At 72.1% G+C, this 21,608-nt stretch carries 19 protein-coding genes; 9 read left to right on the top strand and 10 right to left on the bottom strand.

All coding sequences use genetic code 11. The annotated features are described in order from the left end of the window. Positions 1-112: 112 nt before the first annotated feature. The 6 genes from ACFY1T_RS09660 to ACFY1T_RS09635 all read right to left on the bottom strand — a co-directional run bounded on the left by ACFY1T_RS09660 (position 113) and on the right by ACFY1T_RS09635 (position 7,549). The gene (locus ACFY1T_RS09660) at positions 113-646 is read right to left on the bottom strand and encodes a bacterial proteasome activator family protein (protein WP_030857605.1); all 534 of its coding nucleotides are present in this window, start codon (positions 644-646) and stop codon (positions 113-115) included. 93 nt (positions 647-739) lie between these two features. Continuing rightward, positions 740-3,562 carry an FtsX-like permease family protein gene (locus tag ACFY1T_RS09655; RefSeq protein WP_390787707.1) on the bottom strand — a complete coding sequence of 941 codons (2,823 nt, stop codon included), beginning with the start codon at positions 3,560-3,562 and terminating at the stop codon, positions 740-742. Next, positions 3,559-4,326: an ABC transporter ATP-binding protein gene (locus ACFY1T_RS09650; RefSeq protein ID WP_051804994.1), complete on the bottom strand. Its 768-nt coding sequence runs from the start codon at positions 4,324-4,326 to the stop codon at positions 3,559-3,561. The genes ACFY1T_RS09655 and ACFY1T_RS09650 overlap by 4 nt, the downstream gene beginning before the upstream one ends. Positions 4,327-4,352: 26 nt before the next feature. Beyond that, positions 4,353-5,003 (bottom strand): PadR family transcriptional regulator, encoded by a 651-nt coding sequence (locus tag ACFY1T_RS09645; protein WP_390787706.1) that lies wholly within the window; start codon positions 5,001-5,003, stop codon positions 4,353-4,355. Between the two features lie 107 nt (positions 5,004-5,110). Then, complete coding sequence (locus tag ACFY1T_RS09640; protein ID WP_390787705.1) at positions 5,111-5,671, bottom strand: hypothetical protein; 561 nt, start codon at positions 5,669-5,671, stop codon at positions 5,111-5,113. Between the two features lie 195 nt (positions 5,672-5,866). Further along, the gene (locus ACFY1T_RS09635) at positions 5,867-7,549 is read right to left on the bottom strand and encodes a protein kinase (RefSeq protein WP_390787704.1); all 1,683 of its coding nucleotides are present in this window, start codon (positions 7,547-7,549) and stop codon (positions 5,867-5,869) included. 229 nt (positions 7,550-7,778) lie between these two features. Here ACFY1T_RS09635 and ACFY1T_RS09630 point away from each other — a divergent pair, with 229 nt between their 5' ends. Continuing rightward, the gene (locus tag ACFY1T_RS09630) at positions 7,779-9,359 is read left to right on the top strand and encodes a protein kinase (RefSeq protein ID WP_078859971.1); all 1,581 of its coding nucleotides are present in this window, start codon (positions 7,779-7,781) and stop codon (positions 9,357-9,359) included. Between the two features lie 14 nt (positions 9,360-9,373). On the opposite strand, the gene ACFY1T_RS09625 is transcribed toward ACFY1T_RS09630, so the two are convergent. Then, complete coding sequence (locus ACFY1T_RS09625) at positions 9,374-9,790, bottom strand: pyridoxamine 5'-phosphate oxidase family protein (RefSeq protein WP_390787703.1); 417 nt, start codon at positions 9,788-9,790, stop codon at positions 9,374-9,376. 135 nt (positions 9,791-9,925) lie between these two features. Continuing rightward, positions 9,926-10,588, bottom strand: a complete 663-nt coding sequence (locus ACFY1T_RS09620) for a response regulator (protein ID WP_390787702.1) — start codon at positions 10,586-10,588, stop codon at positions 9,926-9,928. 326 nt (positions 10,589-10,914) lie between these two features. Here ACFY1T_RS09620 and pdhA point away from each other — a divergent pair, with 326 nt between their 5' ends. The 6 genes from pdhA to ACFY1T_RS09590 all read left to right on the top strand — a co-directional run bounded on the left by pdhA (position 10,915) and on the right by ACFY1T_RS09590 (position 16,432). Continuing rightward, complete coding sequence (pdhA, locus tag ACFY1T_RS09615; RefSeq protein ID WP_030857584.1) at positions 10,915-12,129, top strand: pyruvate dehydrogenase (acetyl-transferring) E1 component subunit alpha; 1,215 nt, start codon at positions 10,915-10,917, stop codon at positions 12,127-12,129. Continuing rightward, positions 12,129-13,109 (top strand): alpha-ketoacid dehydrogenase subunit beta, encoded by a 981-nt coding sequence (locus tag ACFY1T_RS09610; RefSeq protein ID WP_030857582.1) that lies wholly within the window; start codon positions 12,129-12,131, stop codon positions 13,107-13,109. The genes pdhA and ACFY1T_RS09610 overlap by 1 nt, the downstream gene beginning before the upstream one ends. 34 nt (positions 13,110-13,143) lie before the next feature. Beyond that, complete coding sequence (locus tag ACFY1T_RS09605; protein ID WP_390787899.1) at positions 13,144-14,562, top strand: dihydrolipoamide acetyltransferase family protein; 1,419 nt, start codon at positions 13,144-13,146, stop codon at positions 14,560-14,562. Between the two features lie 181 nt (positions 14,563-14,743). Next, positions 14,744-15,244: a hypothetical protein gene (locus tag ACFY1T_RS09600; RefSeq protein ID WP_390787701.1), complete on the top strand. Its 501-nt coding sequence runs from the start codon at positions 14,744-14,746 to the stop codon at positions 15,242-15,244. After that, positions 15,241-15,624, top strand: a complete 384-nt coding sequence (locus ACFY1T_RS09595; protein ID WP_390787700.1) for an Imm50 family immunity protein — start codon at positions 15,241-15,243, stop codon at positions 15,622-15,624. The genes ACFY1T_RS09600 and ACFY1T_RS09595 overlap by 4 nt, the downstream gene beginning before the upstream one ends. 43 nt (positions 15,625-15,667) lie before the next feature. Further along, positions 15,668-16,432 carry a hypothetical protein gene (locus ACFY1T_RS09590; protein WP_390787699.1) on the top strand — a complete coding sequence of 255 codons (765 nt, stop codon included), beginning with the start codon at positions 15,668-15,670 and terminating at the stop codon, positions 16,430-16,432. A gap of 17 nt (positions 16,433-16,449) precedes the next feature. On the opposite strand, the gene ACFY1T_RS09585 is transcribed toward ACFY1T_RS09590, so the two are convergent. Continuing rightward, positions 16,450-16,866 (bottom strand): PPOX class F420-dependent oxidoreductase, encoded by a 417-nt coding sequence (locus ACFY1T_RS09585; RefSeq protein ID WP_390787698.1) that lies wholly within the window; start codon positions 16,864-16,866, stop codon positions 16,450-16,452. Positions 16,867-16,946: 80 nt separating this feature from the next. Next, positions 16,947-18,167: a DUF1266 domain-containing protein gene (locus ACFY1T_RS09580; protein ID WP_390787697.1), complete on the bottom strand. Its 1,221-nt coding sequence runs from the start codon at positions 18,165-18,167 to the stop codon at positions 16,947-16,949. A gap of 293 nt (positions 18,168-18,460) precedes the next feature. Here ACFY1T_RS09580 and ACFY1T_RS09575 point away from each other — a divergent pair, with 293 nt between their 5' ends. Together ACFY1T_RS09575 and ACFY1T_RS09570 are read left to right on the top strand one after the other, a co-directional pair. Then, on the top strand, positions 18,461-19,537 hold the full coding sequence (locus ACFY1T_RS09575) for a hypothetical protein (protein WP_390787696.1): 1,077 nt from the start codon (positions 18,461-18,463) through the stop codon (positions 19,535-19,537). A 170-nt stretch (positions 19,538-19,707) separates the two neighbouring features. Then, entirely contained in the window at positions 19,708-21,603 is a 1,896-nt protein-coding gene (locus tag ACFY1T_RS09570; RefSeq protein ID WP_390787695.1) for a C1 family peptidase, read from the top strand. Positions 21,604-21,608: the final 5 nt, after the last annotated feature.

Below are 21,608 nucleotides of genomic sequence, written 5' to 3'. Positions count from 1 at the left end.
TATGCGCGGCCCATGTCCCCGGCGGGGAGCCGCACTTACCACGGGCTTATTTATGGGACCGGGGTCCCGGGGCCAAAGCCCCGGGACCCCGGTCCTCGTGCCACGTCTTCGCTTACAGGTACGGGCCCGACCGGATGGCGCCGTGGCCGTCTTCCTCGTCCGTCGGGGCGCCCGGCGGGAGGGCGCGGCGCATCTGTTCCAGCTGGGCCCGCGCGGCCATCTGCTGCGCGAACAGCGCCGTCTGGATGCCGTGGAACAGGCCTTCCAGCCAGCCCACCAACTGGGCCTGGGCGATCCGCAGTTCCGCCTCGGAGGGGATCGCCTCCTCGGTGAAGGGGAGCGACAGGCGCTCCAGTTCCTCCACCAGTTCCGGAGCCAGACCGTCCTCCAGCTCCTTCACGGACGCTGCGTGGATGTCCTTCAGACGGACCCGGCTGGCCTCGTCCAGAGGTGCGGCGCGGACCTCTTCCAGAAGTTGCTTGATCATGCTGCCGATCCGCATGACCTTGGCGGGCTGTTCGACCATCTCCGTCACCGGGACCTCGCGCGACTCGTCATCGGCGCCGCCGACCGGCATCCCGTCCTGTCCCACGATCAGGCCGGGCGGGGGGCTGTCCTGCGACCGTTCACTCCTCGGCATCTCCATGCCGTCATTCTCTCGCACACCGTCTTACTCACACGGTGTGCCCCCGTACGGGCGTGATCCACCCTGTACGGGGGCGAGAACGCACAGTGACCGTCAGCCCGCCTCGCGCCGCGCCATCGCGCCGCTGGACTTGGTGACCAGGGCGGCCAGCAGGGCCGCGCCGAGCGGGACCACGACGAGCAGCCCGCCGAGGGTCTCCCACGGCACCGCGATCGGCACGTACAGCCTGTCGTTCGCGTCGCCGGCCATCTCCAGGAGGTGTTCGGTCTCCCGCCGCTGGACCAGCCGCAGGCCGACCGCCGGCAGGATGCCCGCCACCGAGCCCAGGACCACGCCCATCAGGGCCACCACCCCGCACTGGAAGCCGCTGAGCGTGCGCCGCACCCGCGGCGGTGCGCCGACCGCCGCCAGGGTCTTCAGGTCGGCCTCGGCATCGGCCTGCGCGAGGCCGGTGGCGATGCCGGCTGCGCCGATGGTGACCAGGCCCGCGAAGATGGTCAGGGCCAGCATCGTGAGGTCGGCCTGGGCCTGGTAGCCGGCCTCGATGGTGACGGGGGCCTCCACGCCGATCTGGTCGATCCGCGCCGCCACCCGCTGCTTCTGCCGGCTGGTGGCCGTGCCGTCCACGGTGAAGTACGAGGCGTACGGCAGGGTGGTCAGCCCGGCGCTCTTGGCCGCGGCGGGCGGCAGGACGAGCTCCAGGCCGTACCCCTCGGCGGTGTCGGGCGCCTGGTGGACGGCGAAGACCTTGTCCTCCCCCTTCGGGTCGACCCCCGGCTCGAAGCCGTCCTGCTTGTTGTCGATCAGCCGGAGGGTGACCTTGCCGTCCTTGACGTTGCGCTTGTCGAAGGAGACGCCCTTGCCCTCCTTCAGCGCGGACACCGCACCCGGATCGGTGACCGCGAGCGCCGTCAGCAGCTTCTCGTCGGCGACGACCACGTCGAACTGCGCGGAGTGGCGGTTGTACACGCACCGCGGGTCCTTGCGCAGCCTCCTCTGCTCGGCGCGGTCGAACGAGTCGATCCCGTCCTTGGCCTCGTAGAGCGGGCAGCGCTGTTCCTTGGGCCGCATGATCTCGGCACGGCCGCAGCCCTCGGGGCCGGTGAACCGCTCGCAGCCGGGCTTGCCGTACGAGATGTGGTCCACGTCCGCCCTTACGGCCAGCGGGAGTTCCTGTGTCAGGGCCTCGCGGACGGCGGGCATGTCCTTGCTGCGGCCGAGCTCGTGGATCGCCACCATCCCCGCGCCGCCCGGGAGATCGGCGACGTACTCGTGGCGGGCCTGGACCTCCGCGCTGTGCTGGTACGTGGCCACCGCGACGGTGCCGGCGACGGCGGCCAGGACGGCGGCCACGGCGGGGGCCGTACGGCCCCGGTTGCGCACGGCGTCGCGCAGCGCGAGCCGCGGCGACAGCGGCAGCCAGCGGCCGAGCCGCCCGAACAGGCCGACCAGCACCGGGGTGAGGGCGACGATGCCCAGTTCGGCGATGGCGCTGCCGCCCGCGACGACGGTGGAGCCCATCCGGGAGGCCGTGCCGTAGAGGGCGATCGCGGCGCCGCCGGCGAGGGCGAGGAGGCCGAGGACGGGCAGTACCCGGTTGGCCCGGCGGGTCCCGCGACGGCCGGTGAGCGAGGCCAGCACGGTCTGCCGGGAGGCGGTGACGGCCGGGGCGATCGCGGCCAGCAGGCCGGTCACGACGGCGAGCAGGGCGATGCCGAGGATCTCCAGCGGGCGGAAGGTGAACCCGCCGAAGCGGGCGCCGAGATACTCCTCCAGCGTCGGCCGCAGCCCCAGGGTGAGCGCGACGCCGAGGACCGTGCCGGTGACGGCGGCCGCGGCGCCGATGACGAGCCCGCCGGAGAGCACGATGGCCCGGATGTGGCGCCGGTCGCCGCCGTTGGCGCCGACCAGGCCGAGCTGGCGGCGCGAGCGCCGGGCGCCGACCGCGAAGGCGGGACCGGCCAGCAGGCAGATCTCCAGCATCGCGAGGCCGACGACCGTGGCCAGGACGGCCAGTTCGGTGGTCGGGAGCCCGTTGTCCCGGTTGTAGTAGCCCAGTTCCTTCTGCTGGACGATGTACGGCACGTCGGACTCGGCCGGCGGGTCGAGCTGCACGGCGCGGGAGACGACCTGGACGCTCTTCGTGTTGAGCGCCTTGACCATGTTCCACGTGAAACCATCGCCGCCGACCTTGACCAGGTAGGTGTCGGTGGCGACCACGCCGGGGACCCCGGCGGCCTGGAAGGCCTTGTCGAGCGGGGCCAGCAGGGTGCCGGGCGGGGCGAGGACCTCGCTCTTCCTCAGCTCGGACGGCAGCTCGTACGCGCCCACGATCCGGTACCAGGCGTCCGAGCCGCGCGCGCGGAACTCGGAGCCGACGAAGAACCCGGACTCCTCCAGGAAGGCGGTCGTGGCGACGACCTCGCCCGCCTCCTGCGGCAGCTGCCCCCGCTTCAGCTCGATCATGCCCTTGACCAGCGGACTGGCCGCGTCGATCTCCCGCAGGTCGGTTTCCAGCAGGCCGTACCGGGTGCGGATCTTGGTGTGCGCCGTGCTGTCCTTGAGGGACTGGGCACCCGGCGGGATCGCCGAGGTCAGGAGGTTGGGATCCGAATCCGACCTGGGGGTGTACTTGTCGTAGCCGCCGACGGGCATGGAGTTCTTGCCCTCGACGTCCTGGTAGACGGGCCCGCTCAGCTCCGAGTCCTTCAGCCGGGCGTCGGCAGCGCCGATCGCACGGGAGACGGTCTGCTCGGGGGAGAGCTGCGCGCTGCGCGTGGTGAGATCGGCGGCGCTCACGCCGACGATCGGCAGGGCGATCATCGCGAGGACGAGGGCGCTGCGGCCCTTGGCCCGCCAGGCATCGCGGCGGGCGATCCGGATGGCCGCGATCCACGCGTGGTACGAGGACTTCACCGGCCGGCCTGCCCGGAGAGCAGGGAGTCGGCCTGGCTGCGCAGGGTCTCGTCGACCACGCTGCCGTCGCGCAGGAAGACCACGCGGTCCGCCCACGCGGCGAACCGCGGTTCGTGGGTGACGAGGATTCCGGCGGCGCCCGCGTCGCAGCGCGAGCGCAGCAGGGCGAGGACGGATTCGCCGGTCTCGGAGTCGAGGGCGCCGGTGGGCTCGTCCGCGAGGACCAGACGGCGGTCGCCGACGAGGGCCCGGGCGATGGCCACGCGCTGCTGCTGGCCTCCGGACATCTCGTCGGGGAAGCGGTCGGCGAGCTGCCCGAGGCCCATCTCCTCCAGCGCGGCCAGGGCCGAGGTGCGGGCCTTGCGGGCGGAGGTCCCGTCGAGCTCCCGGGGCAGTGCCACGTTCTCGGCGGCGGTGAGGGCCGGGATCAGGTTGTAGTCCTGGAAGACGTACCCGATGCTGCGGCGGCGCAGCGCGGCCAGCTGCTTGCGGCTCGCGGTGGTGATGTCCGTGCCCTCGACGATGACGTGGCCGCTGGTGGGCGTGTCGAGGCCGCCGGCCAGGGTGAGCAGCGTGGACTTGCCGGAGCCGGAGGGGCCCATGACGGCCACGAGCTCGCCGGGGTAGACGGACAGGTCGATGCCGCGCAGGGCGTGTACCTCGGTGGCGCCGCTGCCGTGCGTGCGGACGAGCCGGGTGAGCTGGAGCACCGGCCGTTCCGACGGCGCGGGCGGTATGTGGGGCGCGGACTGCTGGTCGGGCATGGGTCCCCCCTGGGACGGTGGTGGCTTCAGCCGCGCGGTGTGCGGAAGGCGCGGGGCTCGGGTGCGGCGGCGGCCGCGGGGGCGTCGGTGTCTGCGGCCTGGGGTGGTTCGGGTTCGGCTCTCCGGTCGGCCGGCAGGGAGAGCCGTACGAGGCGCGATTCGGAGTGGTCGAGCCAGCGGGCCTCGGCCTCGGTCTGGAAGATCAGCTGCTCCAGGACCAGCAGCCAGGCCACGTCGTCGCGCTCGCGGGACTTGCCGCTCTCGATCGCGGCGAGTGCCTGCGCCTTGAGCCGGGTGTAGTCCTGCATCGCCTTGATCGTGGCGTGCCGCTGGGCCTGGATGACGGCGCGGATGTCCACTCCGGGGGCGCCCACGGCCATGGCGAGCTTGATGGACAGCTCGTCACGGGGCGGGTTGGTGCGGTCGACGGGGCGCTCGTACCACTGGTGCAGTTCGGCGCGTCCGGAATCGGTGATGGCGTAGAGGGTGTGCCCGGCGGCGTCCTCGCCGCCGGGTGCGACGAGGCCGTCGCGTTCGAGGCGGGCCAGGGTGGTGTACACCTGCCCGACGTTGAGCGGCCAGGTGGAGCCGGTGCGGGATTCGAACTCGGTACGCAGCTGAGAGCCGTACCGAGGACCCCTTTCCAGCAGGGCGAGCAGGCCGTGGCGGATCGACATACTCAGTATGTATACCGAGTATGCAGGGCCGCGCAACCATCCTGAGGTGTACGCCGCAGGGGGGACGGGCGCCCCGGCCTCCGGCTCGCGACGGGTCCGCGGGGGCGTCAGAGGCCCTTGCGCAGCCGCAGTCCGAGGTAGCCGAGCCCCAGCCCCATCAGGGCGAATCCGGTGCCGAGCGGCAGTATGTGCGCGGCCAGGTCGGCGGCGCGCTCGTTCGGCCCGGTGCCGATCGCGGTGACCACGGGCGGGGGGCTCGGCGGGGGTGACGGCCGCACCGGCTGCGGGGCGGCCGGACGGTGGTGCGGGCGGACCGGGAGGAGGGGGCGGGCGGCGAGCACGGTCTCCGGGTTCGCGGGCTCGGCGGCGGGCCTCCCGGGCCGCTCCCGCCCGACCCCGGCGGCGCTGCCGGCGAGCTCCTCGTACGCCTCGTGCGGTACGTCGGCCACCCGGTCGGGGTCGGCGCCGTCGGTCTTCGGCGCGGCGGCGGGAGCCCTGCCCGGGAGGGCCTCGGCGAGGGGAGGGACGGCCGAGGTGCGGCCGGCCGGGGACGAGGCGGCGGAGGAGGCCGCGGACACGGCGGAGGCGGCAGGGGCGGCGGGGGACAGCGCCGCGGCGGCCACTGCCGCCCCGGCCAGCCAGCGCTGCGCGCGGAGGCGTTGAGTCACGGGGAGCCCCTCCCGTCCCGAGCAGCCGAGATGTTGGGCTCAGGTTCACATACCGGGACAAAACAGGCATCCCGGGCGCCCCATCAGGGGCGCCCGGGATGCCGGGACGGACCAACTGCACCGCGATGCTCCGGAAGGCCGCTCCGCACCGCTGCTCCGGCAGGCCGCTCCGGGCCGCTCCGGGCTGCTCCGGTACTACTCCGGATTGCCGGTCGACACGGTCAGCGTGTACTCCGTGCCTTCCTTGTCGATCTTCTCCCCGGCGCGGGGGTTCTGCTCGAGCACCGTGTCCTTGCCGTACACGGCCTCGTCCTTCTCGACGATCTTGTACTTGCCGCCGGAGGCCTGGATGCACGCCTTGACCGAGAGCAGGTTCTTGTAGGTCAGGTCCGGCGCCGAGTACTTGTTGGCGTCGTTGTAGGACTTCACCGGGTCCTTGCACTTGGCCGGGTCGATCGTGCGCGAGGTGTCCGGACCCTTGAAGCCGCCCTTGGCCGAGCCCGAGGCGGCCGCGGAGGCCCCCGGCGACGAGGCCGTGTCGCCGGCCTTGTCCTTGTCCCCGTTGCCGTTCATCGAGATCGCCGTGATCAGACCGCCGATGGCCAGCACCGCCACCGCGATCGCGCCGACGACCACCGGCATGTTCCGCTTGTCGCCGCCCCCGCCCGAGGCGGTCGTGGAGCCCGCCGGCGAGATCGTGAACGGCGGCGGGGTCTGGGGGGCGTACTGCTGCTGGTGCGAGACGGGCTGCTGCTGCGGCGGATAGGCGTACCCGCCCTGCGCGTGCTGCTGCGCCGTCGGCGCGGCGGTCTGCGGGGCGTACGGGGACGGCGGCGGGGTCGGCGCGTACGGCTGCTGCACGGACTGGGCCGGCGGCTGGAACCCGGAGTCCACCGGCGGGAAGACGGCCGAGCCGACGCCCGCGCCGCTGCCGCCCGTGTGCGCGCCCGGAACGATGGCCGGCGCCCCGGCCTGGCCGGCCGACATCACCCGCGCGACCTCGTCGCGCATGGCGGCGGCCGTGGGGAAGCGCTCGTTCGGGTTCTTCTTCAGGGCCCGCGCCACCAGCGCGTCCATCGCCGGGGTGACCGAGCGGTTGATGGAGGAGGGAGCGACCGGCTCCTCCTGCACGTGCGCGTACGCGATGGCCAGCGGCGAGTCCGCGTCGAACGGGATCCGGCCGGTCAGCAGCTGGAACAGCATGATGCCGACCGAGTACAGGTCGGAGCGGGCGTCGACCCCGCGCCCCAGCGCCTGCTCGGGGGAGAGGTACTGGGGGGTGCCGACGACCATGCCGGTCTGCGTCATCGAGGTGACCCCCGACTGCATGGCGCGGGCGATGCCGAAGTCCATCACCTTGACCAGGCCGCGCTTGGTCATCATCACGTTGCCGGGCTTGATGTCACGGTGGACCAGGCCCATCTCGTGGCTGACCTCCAGCGCGGCCAGCACGTCGGCCGTCACCTTCAGCGCCTTGTCGGCCGGCATCGCCCCGTACTGGTGGATGTCCGCCTCCAGGACCGAGCCCAGGGGCCGGCCCTCCACGTACTCCATGACGATGTACGGCATCACCGCGGCGTCGCCCGCCCCGGGACCGCTGAACGTCACTTCGCCTTCGCCCGTGTCGAAGACCGAGACGATGTTCGTGTGCGACAGTTTCGCAACAGCCTGCGCCTCACGGCGGAAGCGCTCGCGGAACGACTGCTCCCGGCCGAGATCGCTGTGCAGGGTCTTGATGGCTACCTGCCGGTCGAGCGCCGAGTCGTACGCCAGGTAGACGGACGCCATGCCGCCCGCACCCAGCAAGTCCCTTAGCTGGTAACGGCCACCGGCCAGAGAGCCGCCCGCGTACTGGCCCTGAGTGCCGTCCTGGCTCATGACTGTTGCTTCCCCTCGGGATGTGTCCCAACGCCTCTGGCTGAGCGCATGTGGCGCCCAGTCTGCCGGAGGGCAAGCACACGTCAAGCCAGGTGCCCGTTCCGTGACCACGGGGGCACGGCGCGCCATTGTCCGAACGGCGACCTGTTCCGAGGCTGTAGCGTTCATCGGAGCACCCGAAAAGGACCTACCGCTGAGCGGCGGCCGAGAGAGACGACGGCGAGGACTGATGGCACCCGAACCCGAGGGAAACGGCGCCGGGATGGCCGATGGTCCTGAGCATTGGGGCGCCGGCGGCCTGGTCGGCGACGGCCGCTACCGGCTCACCCACCGCCTGGGCCGCGGCGGCATGGCGGAGGTGTTCGCCGCCGAGGACGTCCGCCTGGGCCGGACCGTCGCCGTGAAGCTGCTGCGCGCCGACCTCGCGGAGGACCCGGTCTCCAAGGCCCGCTTCACGCGTGAGGCGCAGTCGGTCGCCGGCCTCAACCACCACGCCGTCGTGGCCGTGTACGACTCCGGCGAGGACAAGGTCGGCCCCAACACCGTCCCGTACATCGTGATGGAGCTGGTCGAGGGCCGCACCATCCGCGATCTGCTGATCAGCGCCGAGGCCCCGGGCCCGGAGCAGGCGCTCATCATCACCTCGGGCGTGCTCGAAGCGCTCGCGTACTCGCACCAGCACGGCATCGTGCACCGCGACATCAAGCCCGCCAACGTCATCATCACCGAGACCGGCGCGGTCAAGGTCATGGACTTCGGCATCGCGCGCGCCCTGCACGGCGCCCAGTCGACGATGACCCAGACCGGCATGGTCATGGGCACCCCGCAGTACCTGTCGCCCGAGCAGGCGCTCGGCAAGGCGGTGGACCACCGCTCCGACCTGTACGCGACCGGTTGCCTGCTGTACGAACTGCTCGCGCTGCGGCCTCCGTTCACCGGTGAGACCCCGCTGTCCGTGGTCTATCAGCACGTGCAGGACGCGCCGGTTCCGCCCTCGCAGCTGCCGGAGGGCCACCACATCCCGCAGGAGCTCGACGGGCTCGTCATGCGCTCCCTCGCCAAGGACCCGGACGACCGGTTCCAGAGCGCCGAGGAGATGCGCGGGCTGGTCCAGTACGCGCTCCAGATGCTGCACGACCAGGGCGCGAACACCGGCACCTGGAACACCGGCCCGGTCACGATGGCCCTGCCGCACGGGCGCGGCGGGGCCGCGCAGACCACGGCGATGCCGATGGGCCAGACCGGCGGGCAGCAGCCGTACGGGGCGCACGCCACGACCTCGCAGTTCCAGCAGGCGATGGTGCCGCCGCTGAACCCGGACGACGGCTCGGCCTTCCCCGGCGGGGGCGGGTACGACAACCACGGCGGCGGGCAGGGCGGCCGTGACGGGTACGAGGGCTACGACGACCGCGGCGGCAGCCGCTGGAAGCTGTGGCTGTTCGCGGTGCTGGCCATCGTCGCGATCGCCGGCGGCGTGGCGTACGCCGTCAACTCGGTGTCGGGCAAGAACAACGACGACAGCACTCCGCCGGCCGTCCAGAGCTCTTCGAGCGGGCAGCAGAGCACTCCGTCCGACCAGCAGGTGACCCCCTCGCAGGAGACGCCGTCGACGCGTCAGTCGGAGGAGCACGTGCCGTCGCCGAGCCGCAGCAAGTTCACCCAGAGCGCCACGCCGTCCACGTCGCCTTCGACCAGCCCTTCGACTTCCGCGTCGAGCAGTCCGTCGAAGTCCCCGTCGAAGTCGGCGTCGCCGTCGAAGAGCGTGTCTCCGCCGGTGGACCCGCCGAATAACCCGCTGGAAGATCAGTAAGCGGAATTCGCAGCTCAGAGGGCGTGCTGGTACTCCCTGTCCGGATTTCCGGCCAGGGAGTGCACGGTGACGAACTGGGGTTCGATGCGCATGTAGACGGGGTCGAAGACCGCGCCGTCCACGAAATGCGGAACCGGTCCGAACAGTTCCAGTTCCTGCGTGGTCGGCTCGACGACCTGGGCCGTTCCGGTGAACTGCACGGACCACAGCCGGAGATCCGCAGAATTGAAGTTGTCGGCGCCGTAGGCCACCACGCTGCCGTTGCACGCCTGGTGGTAGCCGAAGCCCGCGTGCATTCTCAGCACGACGTCGCCGCCCACCACGATGTGGCGGGCGAGGGCGAGGAAGGGCAGCGCGCGCATGCTGGTGGCCACCCTGCCGTACGGCACCCGGCGCAGCAGTTCGATGGCGTGGAGTTCCTCCGGAGACATGCGTCCACTGTCCGGTACGGACGCTCCGCCGAAAAGAGGCAGCCGCCCCGATGATCGGGGACGTTGGTCCCGAGTGGAACGGCCCCACGTCGACCGGGTGTGCCGGGCACGTGTGCCGGCCGGGCGCGCCGCCGGTCAGACGCGCTTCTCGGCCTGCAGCCGGGCCACGTACGCCGCCGCCTGGGAGCGGCGCTCCATGCCCAGCTTGGACAGCAGGCTCGAGACGTAGTTCTTGATGGTCTTCTCGGCCAGGTGCAGCCGCTCGCCGATGACGCGGTTGGTCAGGCCCTCGCCGATCAGGTCGAGGATCTTCCGCTCCTGCTCGGTGAGGTTCGACAGACGGTCGTCGCCCTTGCCGTTCTTGCCGTCGCGCAGCCGCTCCAGCACCCGCGCCGTGGCGACGGGGTCGAGCAGCGACTTTCCGGCCGCCACGTCCCGTACGGCGCTGAGCAGCTCATTGCCGCGAATCGCCTTGAGCACGTAGCCCGAGGCCCCGGCCATGATCGCGTCGAAGAGGGCCTCGTCGTCGGCGAACGAGGTGAGCATCAGGCACTTGATGTCCTCGTTCTGGGAACGGACCTCGCGGCAGACCTCCACACCGCTGCCGTCCGGCAGGCGCACGTCGAGCACGGCCACGTCGGGACGGGTGGCGGGGATGCGAACCAGGGCGTCGGCGGCGGTGCCGGCCTCGCCGACGATCTCGATGTCGTCTTCGACCGAAAGGAGCTCATGGACACCCCGGCGTACCACTTCGTGGTCGTCCAGGAGGAATACCTTGATTTTTCCGTCTTCGCGCACGAACTCAGTTTCACACACTCACCCCTTCCCTGACGTCGTTACCCGGGATAACGTGCCGTTGTTCCGGCCCCCTGCAAGGCTGTGACCAGTGGTTGTTCCCCGCCCTGCCGATTTACTTGGAAATCCAAGCAAAAACGCAGGTCAAGTGGGGTTTCGCAGTTATGCGGCGCACTGGGTAACGTGCATTGCGCAGGGCACTTGCCGGGGCACCTGTCACGCCCGAATCCGTACATGACGCGCACCCACCCTTGTGTGCCGGTACGGATCCGGGTGAGCCGCACTGGACCCCGGAGAACCCGGGAGCCGGACCGACGGAGGAGCAACACGTGACCGTGGAGAGCACTGCCGCGCGCAAGCCGCGACGCAGCAGCGGCACCAAGCGGGCGGCAGGCGCGGCGAGCGCCGCCAAGGCCCCCGCTGCCAAGGCTGCCGCCACCGCGCAGAACGCCGAGCCCCAGCTCGTACAGCTGCTGACGCCCGAAGGGGAACGGGTCAGCGCAGCGGACAATCCCGACGCCGCGGAGTTCCTCTCCTTCGTCGAGGACATCACCACCGAGGACCTGCGCGGGCTCTACCGCGACATGGTCCTGACCCGCCGTTTCGACGGTGAGGCGACCGCCCTGCAGCGCCAGGGCGAGCTGGGCCTGTGGGCCTCGCTGCTCGGGCAGGAGGCCGCCCAGATCGGCTCCGGCCGCGCGCTGCGCGACGACGACTACGTCTTCCCGACGTACCGCGAGCACGGCGTGGCCTGGTGCCGCGGCGTCGACCCGACGAACCTGCTCGGCATGTTCCGCGGCGTGAACCACGGCGGCTGGGACCCGAACACCAACAACTTCCACCTGTACACGATCGTCATCGGCTCGCAGACGCTGCACGCGACCGGTTACGCGATGGGCGTGGCCAAGGACGGCGCGGACTCCGCGGTCATCGCCTACTTCGGCGACGGCGCCTCCAGCCAGGGCGACGTGGCCGAGGCGTTCACCTTCTCGGCCGTCTACAACTCCCCCGTGGTGTTCTTCTGCCAGAACAACCAGTGGGCGATCTCCGAGCCGACCGAGCGCCAGATGCGCGTGCCGCTGTACCAGCGCGCCCAGGGCTTCGGCTTCCCGGGCGTCCGCGTGGACGGCAACGACGTCCTGGCCTGCCTCGCGGTCACCCGCTGGGCGCTGGCGCGGGCCCGCGCGGGCGAGGGCCCGACCCTGGTCGAGGCGTTCACGTACCGCATGGGCGCGCACACCACCTCCGACGACCCGACGAAGTACCGGCGGGACGAGGAGACGCAGGCCTGGGAGGCGAAGGACCCGATCCTGCGCCTGAAGACCTACCTGCTGGCCAGCGGCGGGGCCGACGAGGCCTTCTTCGAGTCGCTGGAGGCCGAGAGCGAGACGCTGGGCAAGCGGGTGCGCGAGGTCGTGCGCGCCATGCCCGACCCGGACACCATGGCGATCTTCGAGAACGTCTACGCGGACGGGCACGCGCTCGTCGACGAGGAGCGCGCCCAGTTCGCCGCCTACCTCGCGTCCTTCGAGGAGGGTCACTGATGGCTGTCGAGAAGATGTCGATCGCGAAGGCGCTCAACGAGTCCCTGCGCAAGGCCCTGGAGCAGGACCCGAAGGTCCTGATCATGGGTGAGGACGTCGGCAAGCTGGGCGGTGTCTTCCGGATCACCGACGGCCTGCAGAAGGACTTCGGCGAGGAGCGGGTCATCGACACCCCGCTCGCCGAGTCCGGCATCGTCGGCACGGCGATCGGCCTGGCGCTGCGCGGCTACCGGCCCGTGGTGGAGATCCAGTTCGACGGGTTCGTCTTCCCCGCGTACGACCAGATCGTCACGCAGCTCGCGAAGATGCACGCGCGGGCGCTGGGCAAGGTCAAGATGCCGGTCGTCGTGCGCATCCCGTACGCCGGCGGCATCGGCGCGGTGGAGCACCACTCGGAATCCCCCGAGGCGCTGTTCGCGCACGTCCCGGGCCTGAAGGTGGTCTCGCCCTCGAACGCGAGCGACGCGTACTGGATGCTCCAGCAGGCGATCCTCAGCGACGACCCGGTGATCTTCTTCGAGCCGAAGCGGCGCTACTGGGACAAGGGCGAGGTCGACACCGACGCCATCCCCGGCGAGCTGCACAAGGCGCGCGTGGCGCGCGAGGGCTCCGACATCACCCTGGCGGCCTACGGCCCGATGGTGAAGGTCTGCCTGGAGGCGGCGGCCGCGGCGGCCGAGGAGGGCAAGTCGGTGGAGGTCGTGGACCTGCGCTCGATGTCCCCGATCGACTTCGACGGGCTGCAGGTCTCGGTGGAGAAGACCCGCCGGCTCGTGGTCGTCCACGAGGCCCCGGTGTTCCTGGGCACGGGCGCGGAGATCGCCGCCCGCATCACGGAGCGGTGCTTCTACCACCTCGAGGCGCCGGTGCTGCGCGTGGGCGGCTTCCACGCCCCGTACCCGCCGGCCCGCCTGGAGGACGAGTACCTGCCGGGCCTGGACAGGGTGCTCGACGCCGTCGACCGCTCGCTTGCGTACTGAGGAGAGCGTTCCCGTGACGATCCGCGAATTCAAGATGCCCGACGTGGGCGAGGGCCTGACCGAGGCCGAGATCCTCAAGTGGTACGTCCAGCCGGGTGACACCGTCACCGACGGCCAGGTCGTCTGCGAGGTCGAGACGGCGAAGGCGGCCGTGGAGCTGCCGATCCCGTTCGACGGTGTCGTGCACGCGCTGCTGTTCGAGGAGGGCACCACGGTCGACGTCGGCCAGGTGATCATCTCGGTGCAGACGGGTGAGGCGGAGGCTCCCGCGGCCGCCGCTGCCGCCGTCGAGGCCCCTGCCGCGGCCGTCGCCGTGGCCGAGGCCGCCGAGGAGCCGGCCGCCGCCGCCCGCCAGCCCGTCCTGGTCGGCTACGGGGTCTCCCAGGCCTCGACGAAGCGCCGCCCGCGCAAGGCCGCGCCGGCCGCGCAGAACGGCAGCGCCCCGGTGGCGCTGCCGGCCGTACCGACCCAGCCGGAGGCGGCTCCGGCCGCCGCCGGGCTGAACGGCAACGGCACCGGCCACGCCGCCGGGGAGCGCCCGCTGGCGAAGCCGCCGGTGCGCAAGCTGGCCAAGGACCTCGGCATCGACCTGGCCTCCGTGGTGCCCACCGGCGAGGGCGGGGTCGTGACCCGCGAAGACGTGCACGCCGCCGCGGCGGCCGCGATCACCCCGCAGGCGGCGGTGCCCGCGCCGGCCCAGGCAGTACCGGCACCCGTACCGGTCCAGGCCGAGGCGGCGGTGGCCGGGGGCGCCCGGGAGACCCGCATCCCGGTCAAGGGCGTCCGCAAGGTCACGGCGCAGGCGATGGTCGGCTCGGCGTTCACCGCGCCGCACGTCACCGAGTTCATCACCTTCGACGTGACCCGCACGATGAAGCTGGTCCAGGAGCTCAAGGAAGACCCGGACCTCGCCGGTCTGCGGATCAACCCGCTGCTGCTCATCGCCAAGGCGGTGCTCGTGGCCATCCGCCGCAACCCGGACGTCAACGCGTCCTGGGACGAGGCGGCCCAGGAGATCGTGCTCAAGCACTACGTCAACCTGGGCATCGCGGCGGCCACCCCGCGCGGCCTGATCGTCCCGAACATCAAGGACGCGCACGCCAAGACCCTCGGCGAGCTGTCGACGGCCCTGTCCGAGCTGGTCGCCACGGCCCGCGACGGCAAGACCTCCCCGGCCGACATGCAGAACGGCACCATCACCATCACCAACGTCGGCGTCTTCGGCGTCGACACCGGTACGCCCATCCTGAACCCCGGCGAGTCCGCGATCCTCGCGGTCGGCGCGATCAAGCTCCAGCCGTGGGTCCACAAGGGCAAGGTGAAGCCGCGCCACGTCACCACCCTGGCGCTGTCGTTCGACCACCGCCTCATCGACGGCGAGCTCGGCTCGAAGTTCCTGGCGGACATCGCGTCCGTCCTGGAGCACCCGCGCCGCCTGGTCACCTGGGCGTAGCCCGGTCCCGATCGATCCGGTACCCGAAGCCCCCCTCGCCACCGCACCGCGAGGGGGGCTTCGGCGTGCCGCGGACCTGCTGGGCAAGACCCCCGGCCCCGGGGGATGATCACCGTATGAGACGTCGCCCGGCCGGCCTTCCGGACAGCACGCGGATCCGCCCGGTCCCGGAGCCGGAGGCGTGACGTTGCGATGGGACCGGTACGTCGCGAACGGCGACGTCTTCGCGCCGTACTACGACGAGGTGCCCGATCTGGCCGGCGTCCGGCTGCGGTCGGTGCACCTGGACGGCTGGGCCCCGTCCGTCGTCCTGCGGCTCGACCTGCCGAGGTACCCGGACCGCTGGGAGGGCGGCGGGCCGGGCGACACCCTGCAGTGCCAGCTCGCGTTCTCGCACGTGGAGGACTTCGAGATGACGGGCTGGCAGCCGCCGGTCACCGCCGACGTCGCCCTGACCGCCCTGCCCCGCCACCGGCTGGCCGTACGGATCACGGCGGCGGGCGCGGACGTGTCGTTCACGGCGAACGCATCGGTCCTGGCCGGCACCCTGAGCGTCTTCACCCGCTCCGACGACGGCGCCGACGACGGACCGCACCACCGCACGAACGCGTTCTGGCAGCGCCGCCACCCGACGGTGCCGCCGACGTACGAGAACACCTACTTCATACGGGTCATGGGATGAACGACTGGCCCGAGTTGACGGCTCTCTACGAGGTCCTGCCGGAGCTGGGCTCCTGCGCCCTCCACGACGTCCACATCGACGAGCGGGACACCTCCGTCACCCTCGGCTTCGAGACGGCGCACCTCCCCGAGCACCCGCTCCCCGCATGGGGCGAGCCGGGAACCGCGTACAACACCCTCTACTTCACCCTCGTGTTCACCGGCATACGGGACCTGCGGATCTCGGGGATCCTCGCGGAAGCCGAACGCACGGTCCGCATCACCGGCGCGGCCGCGGGCCGGTGGGAGGTCGCGGTGGACGGCGTCGTGCGTTCGATCCGCTTCTCGGCGGCCGGCTCGCGCGTGACCCGGGTCAGGGCCGGGCTCCGGGGGGCGCTCTGACACCCGCAGGCGGTAGCCTCCCGGCCGGGGAAGGGGGGCGGGAGTGGCCATCGCCGAGCTGCAGGTGTACTCCGTCGAGGAGGCGGACGTCACGGGCGGGGTGTGCGTGGTGCGGTGCCTCGGCGGGGTGGCGCGCGCCGGGCAGGTCTACGCCGTCGGGGAGTTGCGGCTCGGGCTGCGGCGGATCGAGCGGTACGGGCGCAGCGTGGCCTTCTTCGACGCGGGGCACGTGGCCAAGGTCCACCTCACCGGAGCCCTGGTGGCACTGCTCACCCGGGGGCAGGTGCTGACGGCCGTCCCGCCCGGCGGGCATTCGCTGGAGGACATCGAGGCATGGCTGGCCACCGGCCCGCCGCTGCTCGACGAGCCGCTTCCGCTGACCCTGCGGACCCTGGCCGTGGGCCGGATGCAGGGGGACTGGCTGCCCGAGGAGACCCGGCTGCGCTGGGGTGCGGTGGCGCTGGCCGCGACGCACCGCAAGGCGGACTGGGAGGGCTCGCACCCGCTGGACCGCGCGGTCGAGGTGGCCGCCGTACGGGGTTACCTGATCGGGCAGTTCGGCCCGGGCCGCGGCGGCGACCCGGAGCGGCTGTGCCGCGACGCGCTGGCGCTGATCGACCTGACCCCGGCCGAGGCGGCCGCGGAGGCCCGCACCTGGCGCGACCTGCCGCGGCCCCGCATCCAGCACCTGCGGCGCATCAAGCTCCTGCTGCCCTGGATGGCCCTCGTACGGCCCCATCTGGCGGACGGCGACCCGCTCGCCGTGGCGGTCGACGCCTGGTCGGAGGTCCGCCCGCACCTGCCGTAGCGCCGGCCGGGAAGCGGCTAGCCGGCCTTGGCCGCGTTGCCGAGCACCTTGGTCGGGGTGATGCGCACGACGAGGCGGACGTTCTCGGCCGGGGCCTCGGCGTACTCCTTTCCGCCGCCCGGCCCCATGTACTGCTCCGCGATGAGGACGGCCACCTCGCGGCCCGTGTCCTCGGTGACGGCGGCCGTGCCGCGGATCTCGACGTACACGAACGGGTTGGCGGTGTCGAAGACCGTCAGCCCGACGCGCGCGTCACGGGCGATGTTGCGCTGCTTGCGGCGCCCCTGCTCGGTGGAGATCAGCAGTTCGTCGCCGTCCCGGGCCACCCAGACCACCGAACTCTGCGGGCCGCCGTCGGGGTTGAGGGTGGTGAGCACCGCCGGATGCGGGGAGTCGAGCAGTTTGCGTACCGTTTCGTTCAGCACAATGGTCATGCGGGCGAGGCTAGTTGCGGCCTTCCCGGACCGTCCAAGCTTTCACCGCTACTGGGGAAAGTCGACTGGTGCCGCTTCCCCTAGTTCCAGGGGATGTTGAGCCACGGACTGCCCGGATCGCTCATCAGTGCCTGGTGGGTGGCGGCCATGTCGGTGTACCAGTGCCCGTACTCCTCCTCGTCGAACTGGAGGCAGCGGCCCAGGATGAACCCGGCGGAGAGGTCCTCCCAGGAGCGGTACGAGAGCCGGCAGGCCCTCCCGGCCCTGACGACGGCGTCCTCGGCCTCCTGGAGCGTGCACAGGCGGGCGCCGAGGCCCCAGCGGGCCATCTGGGAGGCTCGCCCGTAGTCCCAGGCCTCGACGGACCGGACGAACCTGCCCTCGCCGAGGATCCCGTCGGCCCGGAAGCGCTGCTCGTAGCGCGCGATGCGGCCGATGACCCGCTGCACGCCCGCGACTTCCCCTTCCACCTCCGCCGCGGAGCGGGGCCTGGCGACGGTGACGCCTTCGGGGGTGATCCGGGGCTCGGCCGCCCGTTCCGCGTTGGCCCGGAGGGTCGCCTCGGTGGCGTGCCTCCAGTGCTCGATGTCCACCGGCCCGGCGAACTCCTTGGAGAGGGCCGTGCGGATCCGCAGCGTGAACTCCCAGACCGCGCTGACCATGTCGGCCGTCAGCAGCCGCTCGGTGCCGAGCAGCCATTCCTCGCGGGTGGTGATGCCCCAGTACTCCTTGAGCTTCTCGCGCTCCTTCATGTAGCCCTCGCCGTGGTAGCCCAGGGCGTTCCAGAACAGTCCGTTGCGTACGGAGAGGTGCGCGCCGCAGGCGAGCCCGAAGGCGGCGGGGCCGCGCAGCGGGCCCCCGACGTGCAGGCCGTGCACCTTGTTCTGCTCCAGGCCGTAGGTGGGGGCCCGGTCCCAGTGGGCGTTCCACACGGCGCGGTCGCCGGGGCCGGCGGGCAGGAAGGCCTCGCAGGGGCTGCCGGGGTTGACGGCCAGGTACGGAGGATCGCCGGGCCCGAAATTGGCGGCGAACCAGGCGAGGCTCTGGCGGGTGAAGACCCCGTCGGCGGTGGGGGCGGGCAGCATGCCCGCCGTGTACGCCACGTAGCAACGGGCGCGTACCTGCGGGAAGTACGCGGGTTCGAGCAGGACCGAGGTGGGGTGCGCGTCGACGTATGCGCGGGCCATGGGGACGAAGAGCCAGGCGCGGGCCAGGGCGTCGAAGTAGGCGGGCCAGTCGTTCCTGAGCTTGGCTTCGTACAGCTCTCGTTCTATGGCGCTCGGCGCGATCCAGGTCCCCATGCGGGAAACCCTAACGGGCCCTCCGATGCCGGGGGCGGCCCGTACGGTCTTGCCGACGGCCCTGTCGGCGGCTCCCACCACTTCGCGGGAGTGATTACTCAAGGTGATCGCTTCACGAGGGTGCAGCACCGCCGGCGGAACGGAACGGGGACGGTATCCGTGCAGGTGGTGGCCTTGGGAGTGGTGGTTTCGGGGATGGGCGGGCCGCCCTCCGGTTGCCGAATGTGACCGGGTGGCGGTGAGTGGACAGGGGCACACCCCCTGCCCCGCGACTCTGAAACAGGAGAGAGATCTTGCACCGCATCACCCGCTACACCCTCCCCGCCGCCCTGTGCGTGACGCTGATGTCCGTGTCCCCCGCTCTGGCCGGTGCGGCCGACACCCCGACGAAGGCGTCGGCGCCGGTGGCGAAGAAGGCCGTCCCCGGTGCCGAGGCGCTGACCGCGCAGGTGGCGTCCCTCGGGGCGGCCGGCAGCCTGATCACGCCCGTGACCAACTTCCTCGGGGAGGTGCTGAAGTCGCCGGACGGGAAGCTTCCGGAGGCCGACCTGGCCGCGCACAAGCAGAAGATCGACGCGGCGCTGGCCTCCATGAAGAGGACCTTCGCTGCGGCTGCCCCGGCGGCCCCGGCGGCTCCCGCCGTACCGGAGGCGGTGGCCAAGCCTCCGGCGAGCGTTCCGGTGGTCACCCCGGTGGTCCTGCCGAAGCAGCCCGCGGACGAGCCGCCGGGGGCGGTGGCGAAGCCGCCCGTGGAGGCTGCGAAGCCTCCGGTGGAGGCTGCGAAGCCTCCGGTCGAGGCTGCCAAGCCGCCCGTGGAAGCGGCGAAGCCTCCGGTTGAGGCTGCGAAGCCGCCCGTGGAAGCGGCGAAGCCTCCGGTCGAGGCTGCGAAGCCGCCCGTGGAAGCGGCGAAGCCTCCGGTCGAGGCTGCGAAGCCGCCCGTGGAAGCGGCGAAGCCTCCGGTGGAGGCTGCGAAGCCGCCCGTGGAAGCGGCGAAGCCTCCGGTCGACGTGCTCAAGCCTCCGGTCGAGGCCGCCAAGCCGCCCGTGGAAGCGGCGAAGCCTCCGGTCGACGCTGCCAAGCCGCCCGCCGTCGAGGCGCAGCCCGTCACGCTGCCGGCCGTCGCCCCGGTCGTCGCGGCGAAGCCCAAGGCCGCGGACCGTGCCCGCGTGGACCTGGTCGCCGCCGCGGTCGACCACCTCAAGGCCTCCGTCGACGAAGTCGCCAAGGCCGCCGGCCCCTGCGGCTGCACCACCGATGCCAAGGCCAAGGCCACCGACGTCGTGAACGACCTCGGCACCACCGTGATGGCCCTGTTCACCGGCCTCGGCCTGCCCGGCACGCCGGCCGCCGCCCCCGCCCCGGCTGAATAGGCACCACCCGGCCCCGCCCCCGCCCCCGGCGTCCCTCCGACGCCGGGGGCGGACGGCTGTCCCGTACGACCCCCGTGCGACCGCGCGACCGTGCGGACACCCTTGACGCGCCCCGCCGCCCGATGGACGCTCCCGGGTCTGCACACAATGCTTGACGCTGGGGGGCGGTCATGCCGGAGCGGTCTGTCCAGACGGTGGGGGAGCTACGCGCGCAGCTCGTATCGCGGCGAGCGCGCTGGTCCGTCATCGAACACCTCGCCGACGAGGAGCCCGTACCCCGGCCCTCCCTCGGCCTCGAACCCGGGGCGAACCTCACGCCCGCCGAGGAGATCGGCGCCATCGACCTGCGGGCGCTCATCGGCCACGAGAGCGCCAACCCGCACCTCACCCGCCGCCGGGCCGCCCACGGCCTGCTGCCCGGCACGCCGGTGGCAGGACCCGGAGCCCGCCCCGCCGCCGTCGACTGGCGCACCCGCTGGGGCTGGCCCTGGATCACCAAGGTCAAGGACCAGAACCCGTGCGGCTCCTGCTGGGCCTTCGGGGCCGCGGGTCTCGTCGAGTCGATGGCCCGCATCGAGCACGACGTCTGGGCGAAACGCTCCGAGGGGGACGTCCACGACGGTCTGAAGTTCACCTGCGGCCAAGGCTCCAACCCCGAGACCGCCCTCGACTGGGTCAAGGACAACGGCGGCCTCGCCGATCCCGACTGCTGGCCCTACTCCCCGCCCCCGCCCACCGTCCCGGCCGACCGGCGCGACGCCTGGCGCGCCGAGTACACGCCCAGCTGGGACCGGTCCGGCCGCACCGTCCGGATCACCGACTACGTCCGCCTCGGCGACGTGGAACAGCAGAAGGTCTGGCTCGACACCGTCGGCCCGCTCACCGCCTGCTTCGACGTGTACGACGACTTCTTCGGCCTGGGCTCCGGTGTCTACCACCGCACCAGCGACCGCCTCGCGGGCGGCCACTGCGTACTGATCACCGGCTACGACGACGCCGCGGGCTGCTGGCTGTTCAAGAACTCCTGGGGGACGGGCTACCACGTGGGCGGCCACGGGCGGATCGCCTACGGCGAGGTCGGCATCGACCACTGGGCCAAGTGCGGTCTGCGCGGCACCAACATCGACCCGTGGAGCAAGCGCCGCCTGCACGCGGGGAACGTCTACGAGAGCGGCAACGGCCGCGCCCACCGCAACTTCGAGATGCTCGCCACCGCCGCGGGCGGCGGCGGCCGCCTCCAGCACTGGTGGCGCGAGGGCGACGCCCCCTTCCCGTGGGCCCGCGCCACGTCGTACGCGAACGACGCCTCGGGCCAGCCCGCCTTCACCGGCACCACCTACAACCGGAACATGGAGTCCCTGCACGTGACCACCGGCGGCCGGCTGCGCCACTGGTACTACGAGCAGTCCGCCGGCGTCTGGCGCGACGGCGGCGCCTTCGGGCCGGGCGACGCCGCGATCGGCTCGACCCCGGCGTTCATCCAGAGCGACTACGGCAAGCCGGGCAACTTCGAGGCGGTCGTCCGCACCGCCGACGGCAGGCTCAACCACTGGTGGCGGATCAACGGAGCCCCCTGGACCTGGAACGACGGCGGCCGCTTCGCCTCCGGCATCGCCCACTACGGGCCCGCCCTGGTCCAGACCCGCAGCCGCCACCTCGACCTCGTCGCCACCCGTACGGACGGCCGGATGCAGCTGTGGTGGCGCGACGACCCGAACGGCTTCGCCTGGCGCCCGGGAGAGGTCTTCGGCAGTGCGATCACCTCCGCGCCCTGCCTGATCGAGGCCCAGTACGGGGCGGCCGACGAGGACACCGCCGGGAACTACGAGCTCTGCGCGGTCGGCGCGGGCGGCCGCGTCGAGCACTGGTGGCGCGGCAACGCCGCCGGCTCCGCCTGGAACCGCAGCGCCGTCTTCGGCCACGACGCGCTCGCCGTCACCGGGATGCTCCAGGGGAGTTTCGGGTTCAACCTGGAGGTCATCGTCCTGCGCACGGACCGGCAGCTGCAGCACTACTGGCGTGACGGGGCGGGCTGGCACGAGGGGCCGGTGATCGGCCCCGCCTGAGCCGG

Source organism: Streptomyces sp. NPDC001194, assembly GCF_042896985.1.
Taxonomy (GTDB): Bacteria; Actinomycetota; Actinomycetes; order Streptomycetales; family Streptomycetaceae; genus Streptomyces.
The sequence above is the reverse complement of the archived record's forward strand: the minus strand, read 5'-3'. Positions and strand labels throughout refer to the sequence as shown.

Bases quoted from the DNA above. Each gene is read 5' to 3' on its own strand.
- ACFY1T_RS09635 (WP_390787704.1), bottom strand. From the start codon at position 7,549: ATGAGCCAGGACGGCACTCAGGGCCAGTACGCGGGCGGCTCTCTGGCC.
- ACFY1T_RS09660 (WP_030857605.1), bottom strand. From the start codon at position 646: ATGGAGATGCCGAGGAGTGAACGGTCGCAGGACAGCCCCCCGCCCGGC.
- ACFY1T_RS09650 (WP_051804994.1), bottom strand. From the start codon at position 4,326: ATGCCCGACCAGCAGTCCGCGCCCCACATACCGCCCGCGCCGTCGGAA.
- ACFY1T_RS09630 (WP_078859971.1), top strand. From the start codon at position 7,779: ATGGCACCCGAACCCGAGGGAAACGGCGCCGGGATGGCCGATGGTCCT.
- ACFY1T_RS09580 (WP_390787697.1), bottom strand. From the start codon at position 18,167: ATGGGGACCTGGATCGCGCCGAGCGCCATAGAACGAGAGCTGTACGAA.
- ACFY1T_RS09595 (WP_390787700.1), top strand. From the start codon at position 15,241: ATGAACGACTGGCCCGAGTTGACGGCTCTCTACGAGGTCCTGCCGGAG.
- ACFY1T_RS09570 (WP_390787695.1), top strand. From the start codon at position 19,708: ATGCCGGAGCGGTCTGTCCAGACGGTGGGGGAGCTACGCGCGCAGCTC.
- ACFY1T_RS09625 (WP_390787703.1), bottom strand. From the start codon at position 9,790: ATGTCTCCGGAGGAACTCCACGCCATCGAACTGCTGCGCCGGGTGCCG.
- ACFY1T_RS09605 (WP_390787899.1), top strand. From the start codon at position 13,144: ATGCCCGACGTGGGCGAGGGCCTGACCGAGGCCGAGATCCTCAAGTGG.
- ACFY1T_RS09585 (WP_390787698.1), bottom strand. From the start codon at position 16,866: ATGACCATTGTGCTGAACGAAACGGTACGCAAACTGCTCGACTCCCCG.
- ACFY1T_RS09610 (WP_030857582.1), top strand. From the start codon at position 12,129: ATGGCTGTCGAGAAGATGTCGATCGCGAAGGCGCTCAACGAGTCCCTG.
- ACFY1T_RS09645 (WP_390787706.1), bottom strand. From the start codon at position 5,003: ATGTCGATCCGCCACGGCCTGCTCGCCCTGCTGGAAAGGGGTCCTCGG.